At 61.3% G+C, this 20,749-nt stretch carries 25 protein-coding genes and 2 pseudogenes; 17 read left to right on the forward strand and 10 right to left on the reverse strand.

All coding sequences use genetic code 11. The features are described from left to right. The first annotated feature begins 83 nt into the window (after window positions 1-83). The 6 genes from N5D22_RS02890 to N5D22_RS02915 all read left to right on the forward strand — a co-directional run bounded on the left by N5D22_RS02890 (window position 84) and on the right by N5D22_RS02915 (window position 4,143). A complete protein-coding gene (locus N5D22_RS02890) occupies window positions 84-1,061 on the forward strand; it encodes a cation diffusion facilitator family transporter (protein ID WP_024899644.1) in 978 nt (325 codons plus the stop codon). Between the two features lie 47 nt (window positions 1,062-1,108). Continuing rightward, the gene (locus N5D22_RS02895) at window positions 1,109-1,453 is read left to right on the forward strand and encodes a metalloregulator ArsR/SmtB family transcription factor (protein WP_035243485.1); all 345 of its coding nucleotides are present in this window, start codon (window positions 1,109-1,111) and stop codon (window positions 1,451-1,453) included. Window positions 1,454-2,054: 601 nt separating this feature from the next. Then, window positions 2,055-2,756: a DUF3363 domain-containing protein gene (locus N5D22_RS02900; RefSeq protein WP_035243487.1), complete on the forward strand. Its 702-nt coding sequence runs from the start codon at window positions 2,055-2,057 to the stop codon at window positions 2,754-2,756. Window positions 2,757-2,804: 48 nt separating this feature from the next. Continuing rightward, window positions 2,805-3,119: a metalloregulator ArsR/SmtB family transcription factor gene (locus N5D22_RS02905; RefSeq protein ID WP_003500156.1), complete on the forward strand. Its 315-nt coding sequence runs from the start codon at window positions 2,805-2,807 to the stop codon at window positions 3,117-3,119. Next, window positions 3,116-3,475, forward strand: a complete 360-nt coding sequence (locus N5D22_RS02910; protein ID WP_024899646.1) for an SRPBCC domain-containing protein — start codon at window positions 3,116-3,118, stop codon at window positions 3,473-3,475. The genes N5D22_RS02905 and N5D22_RS02910 overlap by 4 nt, the downstream gene beginning before the upstream one ends. A gap of 44 nt (window positions 3,476-3,519) precedes the next feature. Then, complete coding sequence (locus N5D22_RS02915; protein ID WP_024899647.1) at window positions 3,520-4,143, forward strand: ATP-dependent Clp protease proteolytic subunit; 624 nt, start codon at window positions 3,520-3,522, stop codon at window positions 4,141-4,143. 35 nt (window positions 4,144-4,178) lie between these two features. Here N5D22_RS02915 and N5D22_RS02920 read toward each other — a convergent pair whose 3' ends face one another. From N5D22_RS02920 to N5D22_RS02930, 3 genes are all read right to left on the reverse strand, one after another. Then, window positions 4,179-4,724, reverse strand: a complete 546-nt coding sequence (locus tag N5D22_RS02920; RefSeq protein ID WP_024899648.1) for an AAA family ATPase — start codon at window positions 4,722-4,724, stop codon at window positions 4,179-4,181. A 125-nt stretch (window positions 4,725-4,849) separates the two neighbouring features. Further along, the gene (locus N5D22_RS02925; protein WP_024899649.1) at window positions 4,850-5,485 is read right to left on the reverse strand and encodes a LysE family translocator; all 636 of its coding nucleotides are present in this window, start codon (window positions 5,483-5,485) and stop codon (window positions 4,850-4,852) included. 94 nt (window positions 5,486-5,579) lie between these two features. Beyond that, window positions 5,580-6,179: a TetR/AcrR family transcriptional regulator gene (locus N5D22_RS02930; RefSeq protein ID WP_003500170.1), complete on the reverse strand. Its 600-nt coding sequence runs from the start codon at window positions 6,177-6,179 to the stop codon at window positions 5,580-5,582. 150 nt (window positions 6,180-6,329) lie between these two features. Here N5D22_RS02930 and N5D22_RS02935 point away from each other — a divergent pair, with 150 nt between their 5' ends. From N5D22_RS02935 to N5D22_RS02955, 5 genes and pseudogenes are all read left to right on the forward strand, one after another. Next, entirely contained in the window at window positions 6,330-6,692 is a 363-nt protein-coding gene (locus N5D22_RS02935; RefSeq protein ID WP_003500172.1) for a DoxX family protein, read from the forward strand. Between the two features lie 25 nt (window positions 6,693-6,717). After that, window positions 6,718-8,139, forward strand: a complete 1,422-nt coding sequence (locus tag N5D22_RS02940) for an MFS transporter (protein WP_003500174.1) — start codon at window positions 6,718-6,720, stop codon at window positions 8,137-8,139. Between the two features lie 217 nt (window positions 8,140-8,356). Next, window positions 8,357-8,638, forward strand: a complete 282-nt coding sequence (locus N5D22_RS02945; RefSeq protein ID WP_024899650.1) for a metal-sensing transcriptional repressor — start codon at window positions 8,357-8,359, stop codon at window positions 8,636-8,638. A gap of 7 nt (window positions 8,639-8,645) precedes the next feature. Then, window positions 8,646-8,861, forward strand: a pseudogene (locus tag N5D22_RS02950) (MFS transporter); the annotation flags it as partial. Window positions 8,862-9,118: 257 nt separating this feature from the next. Continuing rightward, window positions 9,119-9,555 (forward strand): annotated as a pseudogene (locus N5D22_RS02955) (YqaA family protein). A gap of 22 nt (window positions 9,556-9,577) precedes the next feature. On the opposite strand, the gene N5D22_RS02960 reads toward N5D22_RS02955, so the two are convergent. The 3 genes from N5D22_RS02960 to N5D22_RS02970 are packed head-to-tail and all read right to left on the reverse strand — an operon-like array spanning window position 9,578 to window position 11,142. Beyond that, window positions 9,578-10,066, reverse strand: a complete 489-nt coding sequence (locus tag N5D22_RS02960) for a DUF305 domain-containing protein (RefSeq protein WP_024899651.1) — start codon at window positions 10,064-10,066, stop codon at window positions 9,578-9,580. Between the two features lie 21 nt (window positions 10,067-10,087). Next, window positions 10,088-10,849, reverse strand: a complete 762-nt coding sequence (locus N5D22_RS02965) for a glutaredoxin family protein (protein WP_003500183.1) — start codon at window positions 10,847-10,849, stop codon at window positions 10,088-10,090. A gap of 17 nt (window positions 10,850-10,866) precedes the next feature. Next, entirely contained in the window at window positions 10,867-11,142 is a 276-nt protein-coding gene (locus N5D22_RS02970) for a metal-sensitive transcriptional regulator (protein ID WP_003500186.1), read from the reverse strand. Between the two features lie 116 nt (window positions 11,143-11,258). Between N5D22_RS02970 and N5D22_RS02975 the strand changes: the two genes are divergently transcribed. Continuing rightward, the gene (locus N5D22_RS02975; protein ID WP_024899653.1) at window positions 11,259-12,443 is read left to right on the forward strand and encodes an MFS transporter; all 1,185 of its coding nucleotides are present in this window, start codon (window positions 11,259-11,261) and stop codon (window positions 12,441-12,443) included. 78 nt (window positions 12,444-12,521) lie between these two features. Here N5D22_RS02975 and cueR read toward each other — a convergent pair whose 3' ends face one another. Beyond that, entirely contained in the window at window positions 12,522-12,971 is a 450-nt protein-coding gene (gene cueR, locus N5D22_RS02980; RefSeq protein WP_003500188.1) for a Cu(I)-responsive transcriptional regulator, read from the reverse strand. Window positions 12,972-13,032: 61 nt separating this feature from the next. Further along, window positions 13,033-15,540 carry a heavy metal translocating P-type ATPase gene (locus tag N5D22_RS02985; RefSeq protein WP_024899654.1) on the reverse strand — a complete coding sequence of 836 codons (2,508 nt, stop codon included), beginning with the start codon at window positions 15,538-15,540 and terminating at the stop codon, window positions 13,033-13,035. 161 nt (window positions 15,541-15,701) lie between these two features. Between N5D22_RS02985 and N5D22_RS02990 the strand changes: the two genes are divergently transcribed. From N5D22_RS02990 to N5D22_RS03005, 4 genes are all read left to right on the forward strand, one after another. Then, on the forward strand, window positions 15,702-15,896 hold the full coding sequence (locus tag N5D22_RS02990) for a heavy-metal-associated domain-containing protein (RefSeq protein ID WP_003500190.1): 195 nt from the start codon (window positions 15,702-15,704) through the stop codon (window positions 15,894-15,896). Window positions 15,897-15,985: 89 nt separating this feature from the next. Further along, on the forward strand, window positions 15,986-16,306 hold the full coding sequence (locus tag N5D22_RS02995) for a DUF305 domain-containing protein (RefSeq protein ID WP_234825347.1): 321 nt from the start codon (window positions 15,986-15,988) through the stop codon (window positions 16,304-16,306). A 122-nt stretch (window positions 16,307-16,428) separates the two neighbouring features. Further along, window positions 16,429-16,824 (forward strand): hypothetical protein, encoded by a 396-nt coding sequence (locus N5D22_RS03000; protein WP_035243490.1) that lies wholly within the window; start codon window positions 16,429-16,431, stop codon window positions 16,822-16,824. Window positions 16,825-16,876: 52 nt separating this feature from the next. Further along, complete coding sequence (locus N5D22_RS03005; RefSeq protein WP_003500192.1) at window positions 16,877-18,328, forward strand: multicopper oxidase family protein; 1,452 nt, start codon at window positions 16,877-16,879, stop codon at window positions 18,326-18,328. A gap of 322 nt (window positions 18,329-18,650) precedes the next feature. Here N5D22_RS03005 and N5D22_RS03010 read toward each other — a convergent pair whose 3' ends face one another. Next, on the reverse strand, window positions 18,651-19,667 hold the full coding sequence (locus N5D22_RS03010) for a 2Fe-2S iron-sulfur cluster-binding protein (RefSeq protein WP_003500193.1): 1,017 nt from the start codon (window positions 19,665-19,667) through the stop codon (window positions 18,651-18,653). Between the two features lie 10 nt (window positions 19,668-19,677). Next, window positions 19,678-19,944, reverse strand: coding sequence for a glutaredoxin family protein (locus tag N5D22_RS03015; protein WP_003500194.1), 267 nt, complete (start codon window positions 19,942-19,944; stop codon window positions 19,678-19,680). Between the two features lie 382 nt (window positions 19,945-20,326). Here N5D22_RS03015 and N5D22_RS03020 point away from each other — a divergent pair, with 382 nt between their 5' ends. Then, on the forward strand, window positions 20,327-20,656 hold the full coding sequence (locus N5D22_RS03020) for a metalloregulator ArsR/SmtB family transcription factor (RefSeq protein ID WP_003500195.1): 330 nt from the start codon (window positions 20,327-20,329) through the stop codon (window positions 20,654-20,656). Window positions 20,657-20,749: the final 93 nt, after the last annotated feature.

Raw genomic sequence — 20,749 nt, forward strand, 5'->3', positions numbered from 1 at the left:
AATTTCTTACGCGGGCCGGTTGACAATAAACACTTGAACATGTATTCAAGTGTTTAGACTGAACGCAACCACTGGACCGACCTATGGCAGACCACTCTCACTCCCACAGCGACCACCACGGCCACGATCATGATCACTCACACGTACCGACCGTAACGAAGGAAAACGAGCGCAAGATCCTCATTTCCTTCTTCATCATCTTCATCTTCATGGTCGTCGAGGCAGTCGGCGGTGTGATCTCCGGTTCGCTCGCGCTGCTTGCCGATGCGGGACATATGCTGACCGACGCCATCGCGCTCGGTCTCGCCTACGTTGCCTTCCGCCTCGGCCGCCGCGTCGCCGACAGCCAGCGCACCTTCGGCTATGCCCGCTTCGAGGTGATTGCGGGCCTCATCAACGCCCTTACCCTGTTCGGCATCGTCGCCTGGATCGTCTACGAGGCCATCGAGCGCTTCCAAGAGCCGCAGCCGGTCATGGCCGGTTCGATGTTCGTCGTCGCCATCATCGGCATGCTCGTGAACCTCTTCGTCCTCTGGTATCTGACGCGCGGCGACTCCGATCACGTCAATGTCAAGGGCGCCGTGCTGCATGTCATGGGCGATCTGCTCGGCTCGGTCGGCGCGATCATTGCCGCCATCGTCATCTGGTACACTGGCTGGACCCCGATCGATCCCATCCTGTCGGTGTTCGTGTCGCTGCTGATCCTGCGCAGCGCCTGGAGCCTGCTCAGGAACACGCTGCATATCCTGCTCGAAGGTGCGCCCGACAACGCCGGCGCGGAGAAGATCTCCGAGCATCTTCGAAAGACCGTTCCCGGCATCCAGAGCGTCCACCACGTCCATGTCTGGTCGCTGACTTCCGGCCGTGTGCTGGCAACCCTTCAGGTGCAGCCGATGGAAGGCGTCGATGTGCGCACCGTCATGCAGCAAGTCGACCACGAGCTGAAGACGCAGTTCAAGATCGAGCACCCGACGATCGGGATCGACTGGGACGGCGTGGCCAGTTGCACCCTGGAGGAGCCGAGCAAGGCGGCTGTGTCCCACGCAGGGCATTCGCACTGACCGTCCACTCTTCATGGGTTCACTCGGAAAGCTGGAAAGGAAAACCGTTGAACAAGGCAGATCCCCTTTCGACCCAGGAGTTGAACTTCCTATCCGAAACATTCCGCCTGCTGGGTGACCCCAGCAGGCTAAGGATTCTCCTCCATTGCGAGGAAGGCCCGAAGTCGGTCACCGATATCTCCGAAACGCTTGAGCTGTCGCAGTCGCTCGTCAGCCACCACCTGCGACTGCTTCGCGGCGCGCGGCTGGTAACGCGGGTCCGACATTCGAAGCAGATGTTCTACGAAATCTCCGATCAGCATGTGGGCGACGTCCTGCTCGATATGCTCTCCCATGTCCGTGAGGAACGAGAAGGCGTCGCCGAACGCGACGCCAGCGTTCAACACTCCTGATCGTCGTGAGCACGGAAAACGATGACAGAGTTGCGACGCGGCAAACAAAGCATCGGAGCCGCGCTGAACGAAGGATTCTCGACGATGAGAGGGGCCGCAAATTGCATCGACTTCTTCGGTGGCCGTCTTGAAACTCTGGCCGATGAGGAAGGCGGAGCGCTGCACCGGGTGAAGATGACAACTACGTTTACGCTATAGCACTCTAAACGAGCGTTAGTCGCATCCGCCTCGGCGTTTCATCCAGCGTTCGTTCCCTCACGCATTGCTATGGGTTCGAGACGATCCGGAAGCCGAGGTCCGTATGATGTTCAGGATGGCTACTGTGCGTCACCAAGCTCAACCGGGCTGATGGTGATCTTTCTCTCAAAGCGTCCAGGCAGGCCATTTGGCCATATAGTTTTCTCAATCCTTATTCGATGGCCTGCCTCAACAATGACGCTGTCATCTCCGGTGGGCAATTGAATCGACCGCCAGCGTTTGCATCAGGGTCGTCAACGGAAGCCCGTATCCGCGGCGTCATCCAGATCGGCCCGGCCGAGGCGACAGCCCGGCCGTCCGACCGCACCATCACCGCCATCGCCGAGGACGGCATCTATCGACCCTGGAACAGGCGAAATTCGAGGGCCGCGTTCCCGGTGGCGACTATGAGGGCTATGTCGATGCCCATGTTCGTCGGCTGGAGGCATTGCGCCGCGCCGGGATCGTCGAGCGCATCGACGCCGACCAATGGCGCATCCCCAATGATCTGGTTAGCCGCGCCGCCGACTACGATGCCGGCCGAGACCGGCAGGCCAGTGTTCGCGTCCTGTCACCCATCAATCTGGAAAGGCAGATACATTCGGACGGCGCGACGTGGCTGGACCGGCGATTGATCCACAGCGAAACCGCCGATATTGCGCCGGCCGGTTTCGGCCAGCAGGTGCGCGAGGCCATGGACCAGCGCCGCGAGCATCATATCGAGCAAGGCGACGCTACCCGAGCACGGAATGGCCGCATCTTCTACCGGAGCAGCCTTCTCGCCACCCTGCGCGAGCGCGAGGTTGCCCGTGTTGGCGGGGAGATGGCCGAGAGCAAGGGCCTGCCTTTCCGTGCCGCCACGGACGGCGAGAACATCAGCGGCAAATTCACCGGCACCGTGCAGCTATCGAGCGGCAAGTTCGCCGTGGTCGAGCAGTCCCACGAGTTTACCTTGGTCCCATGGCGGCCGGTCATAGACCGACAGCTCGGTCGCGAGGTTATGGGCGTCGTTCAGGGCGGATCGGTGTCGTGGCAGCTAGGGCGGCAACGAGGGATTATGTTGTGATGATGGTTCGCCCTTGCGAATCAGATAAGTGTGCGCTTATCTATTATTATGATCCCGAACGACATATTCAAAGCTCTGGCCGATCCGACACGCCGCGCGATTTTCGAGAAGCTGGCGTCCGGCAGCATGAACGCCGTCACACTGCGGCAGGGTATGGAAATTAGTCAGCCGGCGATGTCGCAACATCTCTCTGTCCTGCGCAACGCCAAGCTGGTGCGGGAAGAACGTCAGGGCCGCTTTGTGAACTATGAGGTCGATCCAGAGGGGCTGGCACTCATCGCGGAATGGCTGGCGAAGTATCGGGCCTATTGGCCTGCGAGAATTGACGCTTTGAAGAGCTTACTAAGGGACATGGACCAATGAGCGACACGGAGGCAAAGAAGCCCAAGGATAATCTCGTCGTGGAATATGAAATCGACGCTCCCCCTGAAATGGTTTGGCGGGCGATTAGTATTCCAGAGCTTCGAGAAAAATGGCTGCCTGAAAAAGACTTGGCCGATGCTGTCCCGATCTCGGCAGAACCGGGAGAGGAAGTCCGCTATCGGATGCGCGAAGAAGAATCGCCTTTCCTCGAAAGCATTGTGACGTTCCAAGTCGGTCCCAATGTCTATGGCGGCACGAGGTTGAGGATCATCCATCATCTTGTGGACGCCCGATCCGTTCGGCGAACACCCCCTGCCGCGAACAACAATTGGCCCGTGCTTATGCTCGCAGCATAGCACCTCAAACAACACATCAAAATCTAGAAGACAGGAGTTCGCCTATGCGCGAAGCGATGCAACTCGTCCCTATGGTCATCGAGCAATCCAGCCGTGGCGAACGCTCTTTCGACATCTATTCCCGCCTTCTGCGCGAGAGGATCATTTTCCTGAACGGTGAGGTCAACGACACCGTTTCCGCGCTCGTCTGCGCGCAGCTACTGTTTCTGGAAGCCGAGAATCCCAAGAAGCCAATTCAGCTATACATCAATTCTCCCGGTGGCGTCGTTACCAGCGGGCTCGCCATGTATGACACCATGCGATACATCCGCGCTCCGGTGCATACTCTTTGTATGGGGACGGCCCGCTCGATGGGGTCATTCCTGCTGATGGCCGGCGAACCCGGCGAACGCGCGGCATTGCCGAACGCCAGCATCCTGATTCACCAACCATCAGGCGGATTCCAAGGGCAGGCGTCGGATATGCTGATCCATGCCGAGGAGATCCTGAAAACCAAGCAGCGCATGACCCGGCTCTACGCGGAGCATTGCAAACGCAGTTATGAAGAGTTCGAACAAGCCATGGACCGCGACCGCTTCATGACGGTGGAAGAAGCGTTGGAATGGGGTTTGATCGATCGCGTCTTGACGGAGCGCGAAACCGGCGCGGCCTCGGAAGTTGCTGGATGAGTTAGCGCCAATTGGATGAGGACTGTCACTTCGCTCTAAGCTCTCAAATTTTCAGCAACGAAGTCGGCCCGCTGCTCGATTCCCACCAGCGGCAGCTCGACTATCTGATAGCCAAGCCTGCCATAAGTCTCAGCCATGACCATACCGGTCGCCTCGGCCTCTTGCCTGTCCTGTTTGCGCTCAGTGTCTTGCGTGAAGATGGCATCCCAATACGGGGCGAGAAAAACCCGCTTGTTGTAAGGGTAGGTTTTGGCCGCCGTCTCGAAATGAGCAGGCACAGGCAGGCCGCAGAGTGTGAGATAACCAACAACATCCGGCATACCACGGTCCATCAAGACAAGCGCGTCACTTGCAAGTGCCTCCTGATAAGAACGCAGTTCCCAGCCCAACATGAGTTCGGCGAAGAGTGCGCGATCCGCCCAAGGCAAAGCTTTACCGCCGATCCTGATCTGGTCTCGAATGATCGCCCTGCCGGCCTCGGGCATGGTGCGGAAGCCGCGCTGGGCCATGGCATCGATCAGACTGCTTTTGCCGGAACCGGGGCCACCGGTTACGACGATCATGTGTTCAGTATTTGCCATCAGATTCCATCCGCATTTAACGTGATTATCTTGAATTCGAGGAATGAAGCGTAGCCGGGATCGTCATCCGTTCCGACTGGCGCTGCGGAGTGTTTCGATGCCGATTTAGCGAACAGCAGCTGGCTCTACGTCACAAAGATTGGATAGAGCGAGACAACCAGCAGCGCTGCCATGGTGAGATTGAAGGCGCGCAGCTTCGCAGGCTCCGTAAGAAGCCGGCGGAGGCCAACACCGAACGCCGCCCAGATGCCGACGCAGGGTGCGTTGATCGCTGCCATCAGCAGTGCAGCTGCGGCGACGGACGACAACGAGGGAGAGCCCGGAAGATAGGTGGCGACGGCACCGAGCGCCATGACCCATGCCTTGGGGTTGACCCATTGGAACGCAGCAGCGCCAATGAAGCCCAAGGGTCTGGCAGCCGATCTTTCTGCATTCTCCGGTGCTGCGGCCCCGGCGATCTTCCATGCCAGATACAGAAGATAGGCGCCGCCAACCCATCGCAGGATGGTGTTGAGCATGGGATACGCCTCGAAAATCACTCCAAGGCCCATCCCCATGATGACGATCATCGCGGCGAAACCAATGCTGATGCCCGCAATATGTGGCAATGTCCGCCGAATGCCGAAATTAACACCGGATGCCAGCACCATCATGTTGTTCGGTCCGGGCGTGACCGATGTTACGGCTGTATAGAGACACAGCGCCAGAAATGCTTGCAACCCGGACAAGTCGGGCGAGGTTAGCTGTGAAACATCTGTCATGACTTGACGCGATCCGCGACATCAAAGGGAAGTTTTTGGCGCGACTGGCACCAATGCTTCGACCGGCCGCCATCCCCCATTTTCATAATCCGCTTCATTGTTGAGGCTTCAGAAATCGGCCAACCATTGTCGTGACCAGTTTGCGGCTCTCCTCGAAGTCAAGGTCCGCTGTCATCAACGGCAGCATCGGCGCGGCATCAAGGACCGCCACCAGAACCGCGCTGGTGTGCTTAGGGTCAAGGCCGGAATCGACTTCGCCACGCGCCTGACCTGCGGTCAGCGCTTCTGCCAGCAATGTTCGAACACCATCAGTGTTCTGTTTGAGGATGGCCCTGATTCTTTCGTTACGCCCCGCTTCTGCCAGCAACTCGAACAGAATGCGGCAATGACCGAGATCGTCCCACCCCTTCATGCTCCACAATTCCGATAGCAGAACAGTCGCCGTCTGTTCGTCCTCGGGGTGGCCGCTGAAATGGCTGTGGAGACTGGCAAGGTAATCATCCGCCATCTGCTCAATGATAGCGTCCTTGCTGGGGAAGTAGTGATAGAGGTGGCCGGGGCTCATCGCCGCTTCTTTGCAGATCATCGAAATCGACGCGCCCTGCAGACCATGGCGCAGGAAGCACCTATGCGCCGCTGCGAGAATCTCCTGCCTTCTGCCTTCATGCTGCTCGGGAACGCGCTTGCGGACCATGGGGCCTCCATAAACATAGAATGATCGCTCTAATATAGCTTGACCACACGTCGATCATAACTAGAGTGAGCATTCAATCTATGTCGGAACGGCTGGTTGGTCCAGTCCTATGCTGCCTCAGCCGGTCCGATTTCCAAGATGCGAGGCCACATGAACAGACCCCTTCCGATCATAGCGACCAGCCTGGCTTGGCTGCTGGCAGCTTTCTTTCTCTTCGGCGCTTACGGCAACATCTTCATCTCAGAGGAAAATGCGGCGGCCTATGTGGCTTGGGGTTACCCCGACTGGTTCCACTACATCACCGCCATTCTCGAACTGGCGGCTGGGCTGATGCTGATCCGCGCTGGCTCGCGGCCCTATGGAGCCGGCCTTGGCGCGCTCGTGATGGCCGCTGCTTCCCTCACGACACTGCTGAACGCTGATTACGGCCATGCGGTCGCTCCCAGCATTGTCCTGCTCGTCTCGCTAGTCGTGTTGGGGCTGTCCTTGGCCGTCCGGCGCGCAGCCAACTGAACTTCCCCCTTTCGGAGAATCCCCGATGAATAGCTCACCAACCCCGGCCGGTTCGGCCGATCCCGCAAATGCGCCTGCGGCGCATCTGGACGGATGGTCCGATCTTCTGTCCGGCCGCCACCTCGCCATTGTTCTGGTCATGGCAAGCGGCGTGCTGCTCTATGCCATGAACCTCTATTTCACCGCCGCACTGATGCCCTCCATCGTCGCGGATATTGGCGGGCAGCAATATTATGCGTGGGTGACGACTGCGTTCGTTATCTCGGCAATCGTAGCCTCGCTGTTCGTCAGCCGCATTCTCGACTGGAAGGGGCCGGCGCTTGCCTATGTTACGGCGTTCGTCGTCTTCGCTCTCGGCGCAGCGGCCAATGCCGCCAGCCCAACGATGGAACCGCTGATCGTCGGTCGCGTCGTGCAAGGACTTGGCGGCGGTTTGCTGGCAGGACTCGGCTATGCGGTAATTCGTGCAGCACTTCCCGAACGCCATTGGGCGCGGGCAACCGGCGTCGTGTCGGCCATGTGGGGCTTGGGGACGCTGTTCGGGCCGGCGCTTGGCGGCGTGTTCGCAGAACTGGGCCTCTGGCGCTGGTCCTACGGTGCGCTGGCGGTCGTTTCGCTGCTGTTCGGAATCATCGCTCAACGCGCGTTCGGCCGCATGGCTGGATCGGGGCATCGTTCACCTGTTCCCGTCGCCTCCCTCATTCCGCTTGTGCTTGCGACCATCGCTATCAGCCTCAGCGCCATCGTGCCGATAGGCTGGCCAACGCTGGCAATGGTCGGAATTGGCATCGTGCTGCTCTGGCTCTTCGTCGTCGTGGAGCGGCGAGCAAAAGAGACCATCCTTCCGCACATCACCTATCGGCGTGGCAACTCCCTGAAATGGGTCTATCTCACGGTCGCTGCCCTGAGCGCGGGCGTGATGGTGGAGAACTTCATCCCCCTGTTTGGTCAGCAACTGGCGGGCCTTTCGCCGCTGATCGCCGGTTTCCTTGGCGCAGTTCTTTCGCTGGCATGGGTCATCGCCCAGCTCTTCATTGTTTCGGTCAAGAGTGAGAGCGGCCGCCGCCGCGCCATCCGCGTCGGCCCACTGCTGTTGACGGCTGGGCTGATCGCTTATGGACTTCTACAAGTGTTCGGTGCCGATATCGGGATGGTGCTGATTTGGGCGGCTGTCCTCGCGCTTGCCGGCGTCGGCATCGGACTGGCGTGGCCGCTGCTCGGTGTTGCAGCGATGAGCAGCACACATGATCCCGCCGAAGGAGGCAAGGCTGCTGCTGCGATCACCATCACACAGCTTATTGCTTTCTCGATCACTTCCGCACTCGCTGGCACGCTGATGGCGGCAGGCGGGGAATCTGCGGTGGATTCCGCACGCTATGTTACGCTCGGCATCGCGCTTCTTACCCTGTTGGGCATCTTCGCCGCTGGCGTGGCAACGAGAAAGTAGCCAGCCACCATGCGACGGCGGCGTCTGAAAGATGGTCCAAGGCTACGAGATCGGCACGGTGGCGTCGTCGCTGGGATTTGAAAGGCAGGCTTCTCTCACCGCCATGTTCAAGCGCTGGCTCGGGACGACGCCGACGGCTTATCGACGATCATGGGGTTGAGGCGACGCCGGCGGCAGGCTCGTTACAATATCCTCTCCAGGGGGATAGGATATCTGGATGAGCGAACAATCCGATGCCCACAGATCCCACGCCGCGATCACAATGCGCCTCAAGCGTGCGGACGGCCATTTGCGCGGGATCGTCGAGATGATCGAAGCTGGTCGGCCATGCCTCGATATCGCGCAGCAGCTTCACGCGGTCGAAAAGGCCATCGCACAAGCCAAGCGGACGCTGATTCAGAACCACCTCGACCACTGTCTCGACGACGTGGTCGGGCCGCTTGTTAAGGACGATCGTCGTTCGATCGACGAATTCAAGGAAATAACCAAGTACTTGTGAGGTTCCTATGTTGCAGGTTCTTGGAAACCGCACCTATCGCCACCTCTTCCTGGCACAGGTTATCGCGCTTATCGGAACAGGGCTTGCCACGATCGCGCTGGGGCTATTGGCCTATGATCTCGCCGGTCCCGATGCGGATGCGGTGCTGGGAACGGCGCTCGCCATCAAGATGGTCGCCTATGTGGGGGTGGCCCCTATCGCAGCGACCTTCGCGGAGCGCCTGGGCGCCGCGTTTGGCCTCCCGATCACCTTCGTTGCGCTGGGGCTGCTGGCCGCCGCCGCCGTATCGGCCGCTGCGGTCCTCTGGCCCGCGGCCGATCCCGACGAACTCGACCATATGCATGACACGCTCGAGGCGAGCCATCCGCATCTGTCCGATGCGGCTGCCGCCGATGGCGGATATCGGCACCGCCATGCCTTCGTCATCGACCGCCATCATACAAGATGGCCGGCTTCGCCGCGCGATCGCGGGGCCGGTGCTTGAGCACACTGGCGGCCTGCTTGGGCCTGTTCCTCACCGCCTTCTTTGCTGCCACCCTGCTGCCGATGCAGTCGGAAGCCGCGCTGATCGGGCTGCTGCTGGCCGATTCTTTCGCGGCCTGGGCATTGGTCGCCGCAGCGAGCCTTGGCAACGTGGCCGGCTCGGTCGTCAACTGGATCATCGGCGCGGCGTCGAGTGTTTCCGTAACCGGCGCTGGTTCCCGGTGTCGGAAGCCGGTCTCCAGCGGGCGCGGCGTTGGTATCGCCGCTATGGGAAATGGTCGTTGCTGCTAAGCTGGATGCCGGTCATCGGCGATCCGCTAACCCTCGCGGCCGGGATCATGAAGGAGCCGCTACCCGTCTTTCTCCTCCTAGTTGGCGTCGCCAAGCTCGGGCGATATCTGGTTCTGGCGGCGGCGACGGCGTGCGTGATGTAGAGTCTTTATCGCCGCCGCTACACTAGAGACGATTTCGAATGCTCGTCATCTTGTCGATCTCCTCACGCTGAGCTGCCATGATTTCGTCGCACAGCGTTTTCAGTTCCGAGTCGGCAAGCTTCGCCTCGCGGCACATCAGGATCGCGCCGGAATGGTGCGGGATCATCGAATCGATGAACTGGCGATCATCGATCAGGGTCTGGCTCCGCGTCGCCCAGAAGGAACCGGCGGTCAGCAGCGCGAAGACGACGTAAAGGGCGATATTCGCGCTCCGGTTCGGGAACATGCCCGGCATTGTCGCCAGCATGAAGATGCCCATCGGCGCCCACATGGTTATCGCCATGTAAAGCATGTTCAGATTATTCCGGAAGTCGCCCCAGCCGTCGATCATCGAAAACATCACGACATACATCACAATGAGGCAGAGGATCATGTTGATCCAGAACATCAGATAGGGACGGCCATGGGAGCCCCTCGAATGCCCGCCATGAGATGTGTGGTCGCTCGCCATTTGATCGTCCTTTCGCGGTTGTCAGTGTCCAATGCCCATCGGCTTGAAGATCATCCAGACCGCCATGCCGATCATCATGAGGTTCTCGGTGAGCGACACGAAGCCGAGCGGCACGTTGCTGTCGCCTCCGACGCAGGCGCATTTCAGCTCGCGCTTGTCGATATAGACCGCCTTGAACACTGAGACCGCGCCGATGCCGCCGATGAACAGCGCGACGGGGATCGACACCCACATCAGGGCGCCAGCCATCATCAGGACGCCGGCGAGCGCCTCCGCGAAGGGATAGATGTAGGCATATCGGACCCACCGCTGCGCCAGAAGGTCGTAGTTCAGGAACATGGTCGCGAAGCCTTCCACGTCCTTCAGCTTCTGAAGGGCAAGAAGACACATCGCGATGGCGATGAACCATTCGGCCGCCTGGACCGTCGCGAGGTTGCCGAACGCCGCCCAGCTCGCGGCCAATGCCATCAGCGCTGCCATCGCGAACAGCGCGATCACCGGCTTGTAGGTGACGGTGTCCTTGTCCTTGACCTTGCCGCCGAAGAACCGGACGAGATCATCGTAGCCGCCGATCCGCTTGCCGCCTATGAAGGTCTGTGGCGTTGACTGAACATTGTGCTTTGCTTTGAAAGCATCCGTCTCGGCGCGAGTCGTCAGATGGTGATCATCGACCTCGTAGCCTTCGCGCTTGAGGAGATCGAGCGCCTTCAGCCCGTAGGGACACGTATGGTTTTCCATCACCATTCGATGAAGTTCGGCGCGTTTGGCAGCATGGGTCGCCATTGTCTGATCCCTTCGATCTATAGTTTCGCCTTTGCGAACACCTCGACCAGCTCGTTGAACTTTGCTCTTTGCAGGTCGCCATCGCCCGAGGCGATCGCCTCCTCGACGCAGCAGGCGGCATGCGATCGCAGCACCTGGTTCTCCACCTTCGAGAGGGCGGCCTTGACCGCGTGGATCTGGTTGAGAATGTCGATGCAGTATCGCTCGTCCTCCACCATCTGACCGACGCCGCGAACCTGGCCGGCGATCCGGTTGAGTGACGCAATGATCTGCTTCGAGTTTTTATTGCACATCCAGCTACCCCTACCCGGTATGGGTATATATACGTTTCAGGAAAGGTTTCGTTCCCGCAAAACCCAAAAGTTTTGCCGGCATGTCAACGTCGAAGCAAATAATTGTGGGAGTTCCCATGGACGATACTGCAACTGTCCGGCGCAACATCACCGTGCTGACCGCCGCTCAGGCGCTCGGCGGATCGAGCGCGCCAATCGTCATGTCGCTCGGCGGCCTGGTCGGCCAGCAGCTCGCCGACAACCCCGCATGGGTGACGCTGCCGGTCAGCCTGTTCGGCGTCGGCCTGGCGATCGGCACGCTGCCCGCCGCGTTCGTCATGCGCGCTTGGGGACGCCGGAGCGGTTACTTGTTCGGCGCCTTCTTCGGCCTCGCGGCGGGTCTCATCGCAGCACTTGGTATCTTTGTGGCATCGTTTCTGCTGTTCTGCGTTGGCTGCTTTACCGCCGGTCTCTACGGCTCCTACGTTCAAAGCTATCGCTTCGCCGCCGCCGACGCTGCCGAAGGCGCGTTGAAGGCACGCGCAATCTCCTGGGTGATGGTCGGCGGACTGATCGCGGCTGTCATCGGTCCCCAGCTCGTCATCTGGACACGCGATTCCTTCCCCGGCACGCCCTATGTCGGCAGCTTTCTCAGCCAGGCGGCGCTTCCGCTGTTGTCCATCCCGATTCTGTTGATGCTACGCGCGCCGCAATCTGGTTCGCAATCCGAGTCCGAAAGCTCCGGCCGTTCCCTGATTCAGATCCTGATGATGCCCCGCTACATGCTCGCCGTCGCAGCCGGCGTCGTCTCCTACGGCCTCATGGCTTTCGTCATGACGGCGGCTCCGATCGCGATGGTCAACACCGGCCATTCGGTCAACAGTGCAGCACTCGGAATCCAGTGGCATCTACTGGCGATGTTCGCGCCAAGTTTCGTCACCGGCCGTCTCATGACACGCTTCGGCAAGGAGCGGGTCACCGCTGCGGGGATGCTGCTCATCGCCGTCTCGGCCGTGGTCGCACTGGCCGGGCTTGAGCTGATCAATTTCTGGGGATCTCTCGCCATCATGGGGCTCGGCTGGAATTTCAGCTTCATCGGCGCGACGGCTATGGTCACGGACTGCCATACGCCGGGCGAGCGCGCCAAGGCGCAGGGCGCGAACGACTTCATGGTCTTCGGCACGACCGCCGCCGTATCGTTTCTGGCTGGCAGCGTCCTGCACAACTCGGGCTGGGCGGCGATCAACTGGCTGTTGTTTCCGCCGGTCGCCTTGATCCTCGTGCCGCTGCTCTGGCAGGCGGCGCGCAAACCCCAAGCCTGAAACGACAAGTCCCCGCCATATCTGGCAGGGACGAAAACATCAGGCCGCTTCGGTTAGGCGAACGGGCCGAGTGTTACTCTACTGCACGGAACGAGTAATCGCACCGCTGCGCGGCTGGACCGTGAGGTCCTCATCGTCCTGATCGGTTTCCAGACGCTGGAGGATCGGGCAATGCGGGCGATGGTCGCCCGTGCAGGCTTTCACCAGCATCGTGAGCGTGTGCGCCATGTCCTGCAAGTCCGCGATCTTCTTCTCCAGCGCGTCGATGTGGCCCTGCGCCAGACGCTTGACCTCCGCGCTCTGCCGCGACTCGTCGCGCCAGAGGCCGAGGAGATCGCCGATCTCGGCCACCGAGAAGCCGAGATCACGCGCGCGCCGGATGAAGCGCAGCATGTGAACGTCCGTGTCCGAATAGTCGCGATAGCCGGAAGACGTCCGATCGGCGGCCGGAATGAGGCCGGTATGTTCGTAGTAGCGGATCATCTTGGCCGAGACGCCGGACGCTTTCGAAGCTTGTCCGATATTCATGCGTTTTCTCCCGTAAGGTACGACAGCCGACCCCGAATATAGGGTCGGCTGCTTCGGTTCATTAGGTTGGGACCTTGAAGGTCTTGAGCCGCAACGCATTGCCGAGCACGAAGACGCTCGACAGGGCCATGGCGCCGGCGGCGAAGACCGGCGACAGCAGGATGCCGTAGGCCGGATAGAGCGCGCCGGCGGCGACCGGGATCAGGGCCGTGTTGTAGGCGAAGGCCCAGAACAGGTTCTGCCGGATGTTTCCGATCGTCGCCTTCGACAGTGCGATGGCGTTCGGCACCCCGGTCAGGCTGCCCGACATCAGCACCACGTCCGCCGCCTCGATGGCGATATCCGTGCCGGTGCCGATGGCGAGGCCCACATCCGCCTCGGCGAGCGCCGGAGCGTCGTTGATGCCGTCGCCGACGAAGGCGACCTTACCGTGCTCGGCCTTGAGGCGACGGATCGCCTCGACCTTGCCGTCCGGCAGCACTTCCGCCACCACCTCGTCGATGCCGAGACGCGCGGCGATGGCCTTGGCCGTCCGCCGGTTGTCGCCGGTGATCATCGCGACTTTCAGCCCGAGATCGTGCAGCGCCTTGATCGCGGCCGGCGTCGTCGCCTTGATCGGGTCGGCCACGGCAATGATCGTCGCGAGCCTGCCCTCGATCGCGGCATAGAGCGGCGACTTGCCCTCGTTGCCGAGCCGTTCGGCCACGACGGCGAAGCCCGCCACGTCATGGCCAAGCTCGACCATGTAGCGGTCCGCGCCGATCTCGATACGCTTGCCGTCGACCACGGCCTTCACGCCGAAGCCGGTTACCGATTCGAAACCAGACACGGCGGGAAGCGCGATGCCTTCCGCCTCGGCCGCTTCCACGATGGCGCGGGCGATCGGGTGTTCTGACTTGGCTTCGACGGCCGCGATTAGACCCAGCACGGTCGCACGGTCAAAGCCGGCGGCCAGTTCGAGGTCGGTCAGGGCGGGCTTGCCCTCGGTCAGCGTGCCGGTCTTGTCGACGGCCACGACCCTGGCGTCCTTCAGCAGTTGCAGCGCTTCACCCTTGCGGAAGAGTACGCCCAGCTCCGCGCCCCGGCCGGTGCCGACCATGATCGAGGTCGGCGTAGCCAGACCCATGGCGCAGGGGCAGGCGATGATCAGCACGGCGACCGCATTGACCAGCGCGAAGGTGAGCGCCGGCGACGGCCCGAAATAGAGCCATGCCGCGAAGGTCAGAGCCGCGACGGCGAAGACAGCCGGCACGAAATACATCGTCACCTTGTCGACCAGCGCTTGGATCGGCAGCTTCGAGCCTTGTGCTTCCTCAACCATGCGGATGATCTGCGACAGCACGGTGTTGCCGCCGACCGCCGTGGCGCGGATCGCGAAGGCGCCCTTCTGGTTCACGGTGCCGGCGACGACCTCGCTACGATTCGTCTTGGAAACCGGGATCGGTTCGCCGGTGATCATGGATTCATCGACATAGCTTTCGCCCTCGATGACCTCGCCATCGACCGGGATACGGTCGCCGGGACGGACCTCCACGATGTCACCCGACAGCACGGAGTCGATCGGAAGATCGACCGTCTTGCCGTCACGGCGGACGCGCGCCGTCTTGGCCTGAAGGCCGACCAGACGCTTGATCGCTTCCGAGGTACGCCCCTTGGCGCGGGCTTCGAGCAGCCGGCCGAGCAGGATCAGCGTGACGATGACCGCGGCGGCTTCATAATAGACGTTGATCGTCCCTGCGGGCAGGAAGCCCGGCGCGAAGGTCGCGACCAGCGAATAGCCGTAAGCCGCGAGCGAGCCGACTGCCACCAGCGAGTTCATGTCCGGCGCCAGACGCCAGAGGGCGGGAAGCCCCTTGTCATAGAAGCGGATGCCCGGCACGAACAGCACCAGCGTCGTCAGCACGAACTGGAGATACCAACTGTTCGTCATGCCGATGGTGGATTCGATCACGCCATGCACGCCCGGAATGAGGTGCGAGCCCATTTCCAAAAGGAAGACCGGAGCGGTCAGCACCGCCGCGATGGTGAAGTCGCGGGTCAGCTCGCGGCGTTCGGCTTCCTTCTTCTCTGCGCGGTCATTCGTCTCGGCCTGGCTCGATCCGGTTGCCGCCGAGATGACCTTGGCGTCGTAGCCCGCATTCTCGATGGCCGCAATCACGGCTGCCGTGTCTGCGGTTCCCTGGATCGTGGCCTTCTCGGTCGCGAGGTTGACGACGGCGCTGGTGACGCCCGGCACGGCCTTCAGGGCCTTCTCGACACGACCCACGCAGGAGGCGCAGGTCATGCCCTCGATCGCGACTTCAAGCGAGGCGGCCGCTTGTGCGGCAGGGCTCTCCGAAACCTCATAGCCGACATCCTCGATGGCCTTGACGAGCGTAGCGCGATCGACGGGAGCATTCGTCGTGATGCTTGCCTTTTCGGTCGCCAGGTTGACGACCGCATCGGCAACGCCGGGGACGGCCTTGAGGGCTCGTTCGACACGACCGACGCAGGAGGCGCAGGTCATGCCTTCTATTGACAGGGAAATTGCCGCGTTCCTGGTGTCCGCAGCTCGAACGGGGGCATTCATAGCCGCCTCCTTTTCTCGTTCCGAAATTCACGTTCGGACGGAAAATGAGGCTTCCAACCATGGGAAGGTCAATAGCGCATTTTCTTTTTTTTGGCCCTTGACCTTACCACGGTTGGAAGCACCACCTTGGGCGACATGAGATCAAAACAAGGAGAAGTCTCATGGACCTCAAAATTGAAAACATGACCTGCGGCGGTTGCGCCAAGTCCGTCACCAAGGCGATCCAGTCGGTGGACTCCGCAGCCAAGATCGAGACGAATCCCGCCGCGCGCGCCGTCAAGGTCGAGACGACCGCCACGCCGTCCGCGATCTTGCAGGTTCTGGAAGAAGCCGGCTATCCGGCGACCTCAAACTGAACGGGAGCGAGACCATGAACAAGCTCACTCCGATCTTCATCGCAGGGGCCATCGCTATCGCCGGCGGCCTGGCATTCGCTCAAACCCAAATGAAAACGGACAACAACACGATGCAAGGTCACGACATGTCAGGCATGCAGACGCCAGGATCGGACACGCCGTCGACGAAGGCATACGAGACCGCCATGGATGCCATGATGAAGGACATGATGGTGCCCTATACCGGCGACGCCGACGTGGACTTTATGCGCGGTATGATCCCGCACCATCAGGGCGCGATCGACATGGCGAAGGTCGTGCTCCAGTACGGCAAGGACCCCGAGGTCCGCAAACTCGCCGAAGAGGTGGTCAAGGCCCAGGAGGGCGAGATCGCCATGATGAAGAAGTGGCTCGCCGACCGAGGCAAGTAACCAGTGTCGCCTGGAACCGCCGTGGTGTGTCACCAAAAAAGACGCTCGGCGGCGGACGCGGCGAGCGGGTGGGAGCGGACCACCCTGGATGAACGCAAGCCGAGGGTGCGGATGATGTTGTCTTGCACGGCGTTTTGACGGCGATGCAACGGCTGTTCATCGCTCTGCTCATGCTCCTTTCCTTCGCCAGCGTGGCGTTGACCGTTCCGGCGCTCGGTGCTCGCATGGCCAGTAACTCCCACGTAATGATTTCGGAACACGGATCGCAGCATCCGGCCGCGGATACCGCTGCCGTGCCGTGCCAGGAACATCGAATCTGCAACGGAAACAATGCCTTCTGTTATGCCCTATGCTCAGGCATGACGCACTGGCTTGCGCCTAAGGCGCCGACAAATGCCACCGCTCCTACCGCAGCGATCTGGAGCATTACCGAGATGCCGGACCTCGCCGGCATCGGCCCCGCACGCAACGAACGCCCTCCCAACGACGGTCTTGCTGAACGCAAGTGGCCTGCCTAGTCGCACGCCGATCTGAATTCAGAGGGAGCATAGTCCTCCCAGGAGACCGAAAATGAAGCTTATCTCACGCCGCAGCTTTCTCGCCGCAGGCGCTGCCACGCTATCCGCAGCAGCTCTACCGCGCTTCGCCAACGCCCAAAGCGCGATGGCCCTCAGCGCTGCAACGCGCGTGCTGGACGTCGACGGGCGCGCCGCCACAGTCTTCGGCCTTGAAGGGTCGAGCGGGCAAGGATTGGTTCTCGACCCCGGACAACGCTTTCGCGTCGACCTGGCCAATCGTCTCGATGTGCCGACCCTGATCCATTGGCACGGCCAGATCCCGCCCAACGAGCAGGACGGCGTTCCGGACGTGCCGCGCCCGATGCTGCAACCCGGAGAAACGCGCTCCTATGACTATGAGCCGCTTCCCGGCACCTACTGGATGCACGCGCATATCCCGCTTCAAGAAATGAACCTTCTCGCCGCGGCCTTGATCGTGCGCAGCGCCGAAGACGTGAAGGCCGACCGCCAGGAGGTCGTGATGTTCCTTCATGATTTCTCGTTCAAGACGCCCGAAGAGGTCATGCAGGAGATCACCGGCGGACATGGTGGCGGCCATGATATGAGCGCGATGGGAGGCCAATCCGATCCCGGCGCGTCGATGGACCATTCCGGCATGAAGATGGATATGTCCTCGATGCAGGGCATGGCCGTGGACCTGAACGACTACGATTGGGACGCCTACCTCACCAACGACCGCACCTTGTCCGATCCGCAGATCGTCAGGGTCGAGAAGGGCGGACGGATAAAGCTTCGGGTGATCAACGGCGCTTCGGCCACCGTCTTCTGGATCGATACCGGCGAGCTTTCGGCGCGCCTCGTAGCTGTCGACGGCCATGCCGTGCAACCGCTTGAGGGCAAACGGTTCGGCGTCGCCATGGGCCAGCGTCTCGATCTTGAGCTGGAGCTTGCCGGAGATGGAGCCTGGCCTGTGCTGGCGTTGCGCGAGGGCGCAAAGGAGCGCACCGGGCTGATCCTCGCAACGCCGGGCGCGACTATTCAGAAGGTTCCCGCACTCGGCGACGCGGATACGCCTGCATTCGACATCGAGCTTTCGCAAGAGCAGAGGCTGCGGGCGACGGACAATCTGCCGCCGCGTGCCGCGCAACGCACCCAGATGGTCATGCTAGGCGGCTCAATGCAGCCCTACCTCTGGACCATCGACGGCAAGGTCTGGGGAGAGCACAAGCCGATTGTCGCAACGACTGGCGAGCGCGTCGAGATCATGTTCCACAATATGTCGATGATGGGCCATCCGATGCACCTGCACGGCCACGTTTTTCAGGTCGTGGAGATCAACGGCAAGCGGTTCGAAGGCGCGCGGCGCGACACCGTCTATGTTCCTCCGATGGGCATGGTGACGGTGGCGCTCGATGCTGGCGAGGCGGCGCGCTGGATGCTGCATTGCCACCACATGCCGCACCTTCAAACTGGCATGATGACCGAGTTCAGCGTATCAGCGTGATAGGGCGCCTGCGCCGCGAGGGATCGCGGCGCAGGCTTGCTCGATAGCGCTCCCGACTATCTTCACAGCTTCGTGCGCGTGGGGGGGCGCGCACATCGACTGCTCTCGGGAAACGCGATCAAGCAGCTCTCGCAGTTGGGCCTCGTCCACTCCGTCCGCCGACATCACAGCGCGGACAATCGGATCGGAAAGAAGCTCTGCAACGGTCGGCTTCGGGCGGCGCCCGGTATGGCTGCTCATAACTCTCGGTCTCCTTTGCCCGCTCTGGCGAGCTGCTCTCCCCCATTTCGCCCGCGACTTGCCCTCTTGCTGGCTGGCGTCCTCACGCATCCTGATCGTCAGGCGTGAAGAACACGTCAGCGTGCATGTCCTCCCTGCGCAGTCCCCGTCCGAAGGCGACCTCCATCGCTGCATCGACCATCGGCGGCGGCCCGGCGACGTAGGCTTTCCAGCCGTCGAGATCCTCCAGATCCTCGGCCACCGCCTGGGTCACGAAACCGCGCCGGTGCTGCGCTGACTCTGCCTCCGAGAGCACGGCCGAGAAGGCAAGAGTGGAGTGACGCTCGGCCATGGCCTGGAAATGCTCCACGAGATAGAGATCTCGCTCGCCGCGTGCGCCGAAGTAAACATGGATCGGCTGCTTCATGCCGTGCGCAAGAGCGGTTTCGACGATCGATTTGATCGGCGCCAGGCCGGAGCCCCCGGCGATGCAAAGAATCGGGCCGGAATGATGCTGGCGCAGGTAGGAAGAGCCCAGCGGAAATTCGAGCGCCACCCTGTCGCCAGTCTTCAGCCCAAAATGCACATGCTCCGAGGTGACGCCGCCCGGAACGCGACGAATGTGGAATTCAAGGCTGTCGTCGCCGTGACGATTGGCCATCGAATAACTGCGCGCCGGCGCTCCATCGAAGCCGACCTGCGCATACTGCCCGGCGGTAAACAGCAACGGGCTACCATCCGCGGGTGCAATCCGCACCAGCTTGATATCGTGCGTGAGATCGTCGAGGCCGGTGACAATCGCGTCCAGGCGTCGCGGCGTCTCCACGGAATCGTCGTCATCGCTGCCCAGCCAAGCGACGGCCGCATCCGTTTGCGGCATAGCGCGGCATGCGAGGATCAGGCCATCGGCCTTCTCTTCCTCGGTGAGCGCGAAGCGCGAGTGCTGGAGCAATTCCACCTCGCCCTCGATCAGGCGGGACTTGCAGGAGCCGCAGCGGCCGGAACGGCAACCGTGAGGATAGGGAATGCCGACGGCGAGCGCGGCGTCGAGGATGGTTTGGTCCTCTTGGACCTCAAGGCTGGTCCGCGCTTGCCGGATATCAACGAACTTGCTCGTCATCTGCGTCTCCTCACAGGCTCCCGGCGAGACCGAGCGCCTTGACGAGGCCCGGCTTCTGGCTCGGGAAGGTCCCGTAGAAGACTTCCGATCCGATGATGGTGATCGGAGCGACCCGGACGCCGGTCCGGGCCTTTGCCTCCTCGGCGATCTTCGGGTCGGTGAGGTCGCGTTCCTCGTAGGCGAGGCCCTGTTGGTCGAGCCAGCGTTTGAGCGCGTGGCAGTCCGGACAGGTCGGTGTGGTGTAGATGAGAATCTGGGGTTTGCTGCTCTCCGTCATCGGTCTTGCCTTTCTCTGAATTCGACACGGTTGCCCCGCCGCCAGGCCGCCCAACCGCAGGCGGATTTGGCAGGATTGTCGTCAGCGTGCGGCTTCCAGCGCTTGTAAGGTCAAGACTGTTCGTGCGCGGAAAAGGAAAATTCGAGATATGACGCAGGGGCAGAGAAGGACTGCGCCAACTGTCCCGCCGATCGACAGCGACCGTGTTTCGCATTGTGATTGCGCGCCCATCCGGTAAACTGGGCGAGACCAATCAAACACGGACAGCTCTTGGCGATCAAATGCCGGCAGGTTCCGTCCCGAACTCAGGTAAAGCACGCAGATGACTGCTCTCAAGAAGACAAACGCCACGAAGCCAGACGATCGTGCGACCCCCGAGCATATGGAGGTTGAAGGTCACCTCCTGCTCCCTTCACTCTCGCAGAACGAGATCACGATCCTCGCGGAAACGTTTCGCCTGCTCGGCGATCCCTCACGGTTGAAGATCCTGCTGAGCTGTGTACCGGCGCCCATTTCGGTGGGCGATATCGCCGAGCGGCTCGACCTGTCCGTGACCCTCGTCAGCCACCATCTACGCCTGCTGCGCGGCGCGCGTCTCGTCAAGGGCGATCGCCAAGGCAAGCAGATCTTCTACGCGATCGCCGACCAGCACGTCAGCCATGTTCTTCAGGATATGGCGACGCATATTTCAGAGGATCATGCGGACGACTGATCCGCCTGGAGAAGAGCATAATTTTACCACTAACACTTGAATAGCTGTTCAAGTGTGTTATTGACTCCTTCCGAAGCCGCGCAGGGCGTGTGA

The organism is Agrobacterium sp. GD03872, from assembly GCF_029840625.1.
Taxonomy (GTDB): domain Bacteria; phylum Pseudomonadota; class Alphaproteobacteria; order Rhizobiales; family Rhizobiaceae; genus Agrobacterium; species Agrobacterium fabrum_A.

What these genes read in the sequence shown, in the direction of transcription:
- N5D22_RS02995 (WP_234825347.1), top strand. Translation starts at nt 15,986, where the DNA reads ATGAAAACGGACAACAACACGATGCAAGGTCACGACATGTCAGGCATG.
- N5D22_RS03020 (WP_003500195.1), top strand. Translation starts at nt 20,327, where the DNA reads ATGGAGGTTGAAGGTCACCTCCTGCTCCCTTCACTCTCGCAGAACGAG.
- cueR (WP_003500188.1), bottom strand. Translation starts at nt 12,971, where the DNA reads ATGAATATCGGACAAGCTTCGAAAGCGTCCGGCGTCTCGGCCAAGATG.
- N5D22_RS02910 (WP_024899646.1), top strand. Translation starts at nt 3,116, where the DNA reads ATGAGCGACACGGAGGCAAAGAAGCCCAAGGATAATCTCGTCGTGGAA.
- N5D22_RS02970 (WP_003500186.1), bottom strand. Translation starts at nt 11,142, where the DNA reads ATGTGCAATAAAAACTCGAAGCAGATCATTGCGTCACTCAACCGGATC.
- N5D22_RS03005 (WP_003500192.1), top strand. Translation starts at nt 16,877, where the DNA reads ATGAAGCTTATCTCACGCCGCAGCTTTCTCGCCGCAGGCGCTGCCACG.
- N5D22_RS02975 (WP_024899653.1), top strand. Translation starts at nt 11,259, where the DNA reads ATGGACGATACTGCAACTGTCCGGCGCAACATCACCGTGCTGACCGCC.
- N5D22_RS02915 (WP_024899647.1), top strand. Translation starts at nt 3,520, where the DNA reads ATGCGCGAAGCGATGCAACTCGTCCCTATGGTCATCGAGCAATCCAGC.
- N5D22_RS02965 (WP_003500183.1), bottom strand. Translation starts at nt 10,849, where the DNA reads ATGGCGACCCATGCTGCCAAACGCGCCGAACTTCATCGAATGGTGATG.
- N5D22_RS02960 (WP_024899651.1), bottom strand. Translation starts at nt 10,066, where the DNA reads ATGGCGAGCGACCACACATCTCATGGCGGGCATTCGAGGGGCTCCCAT.
- N5D22_RS02925 (WP_024899649.1), bottom strand. Translation starts at nt 5,485, where the DNA reads ATGACAGATGTTTCACAGCTAACCTCGCCCGACTTGTCCGGGTTGCAA.
- N5D22_RS02930 (WP_003500170.1), bottom strand. Translation starts at nt 6,179, where the DNA reads ATGGTCCGCAAGCGCGTTCCCGAGCAGCATGAAGGCAGAAGGCAGGAG.
- N5D22_RS02985 (WP_024899654.1), bottom strand. Translation starts at nt 15,540, where the DNA reads ATGAATGCCCCCGTTCGAGCTGCGGACACCAGGAACGCGGCAATTTCC.
- N5D22_RS02920 (WP_024899648.1), bottom strand. Translation starts at nt 4,724, where the DNA reads ATGGCAAATACTGAACACATGATCGTCGTAACCGGTGGCCCCGGTTCC.
- N5D22_RS02945 (WP_024899650.1), top strand. Translation starts at nt 8,357, where the DNA reads ATGAGCGAACAATCCGATGCCCACAGATCCCACGCCGCGATCACAATG.
- N5D22_RS02990 (WP_003500190.1), top strand. Translation starts at nt 15,702, where the DNA reads ATGGACCTCAAAATTGAAAACATGACCTGCGGCGGTTGCGCCAAGTCC.
- N5D22_RS03010 (WP_003500193.1), bottom strand. Translation starts at nt 19,667, where the DNA reads ATGACGAGCAAGTTCGTTGATATCCGGCAAGCGCGGACCAGCCTTGAG.
- N5D22_RS02935 (WP_003500172.1), top strand. Translation starts at nt 6,330, where the DNA reads ATGAACAGACCCCTTCCGATCATAGCGACCAGCCTGGCTTGGCTGCTG.
- N5D22_RS03015 (WP_003500194.1), bottom strand. Translation starts at nt 19,944, where the DNA reads ATGACGGAGAGCAGCAAACCCCAGATTCTCATCTACACCACACCGACC.
- N5D22_RS02890 (WP_024899644.1), top strand. Translation starts at nt 84, where the DNA reads ATGGCAGACCACTCTCACTCCCACAGCGACCACCACGGCCACGATCAT.
- N5D22_RS02940 (WP_003500174.1), top strand. Translation starts at nt 6,718, where the DNA reads ATGAATAGCTCACCAACCCCGGCCGGTTCGGCCGATCCCGCAAATGCG.
- N5D22_RS02905 (WP_003500156.1), top strand. Translation starts at nt 2,805, where the DNA reads ATGATCCCGAACGACATATTCAAAGCTCTGGCCGATCCGACACGCCGC.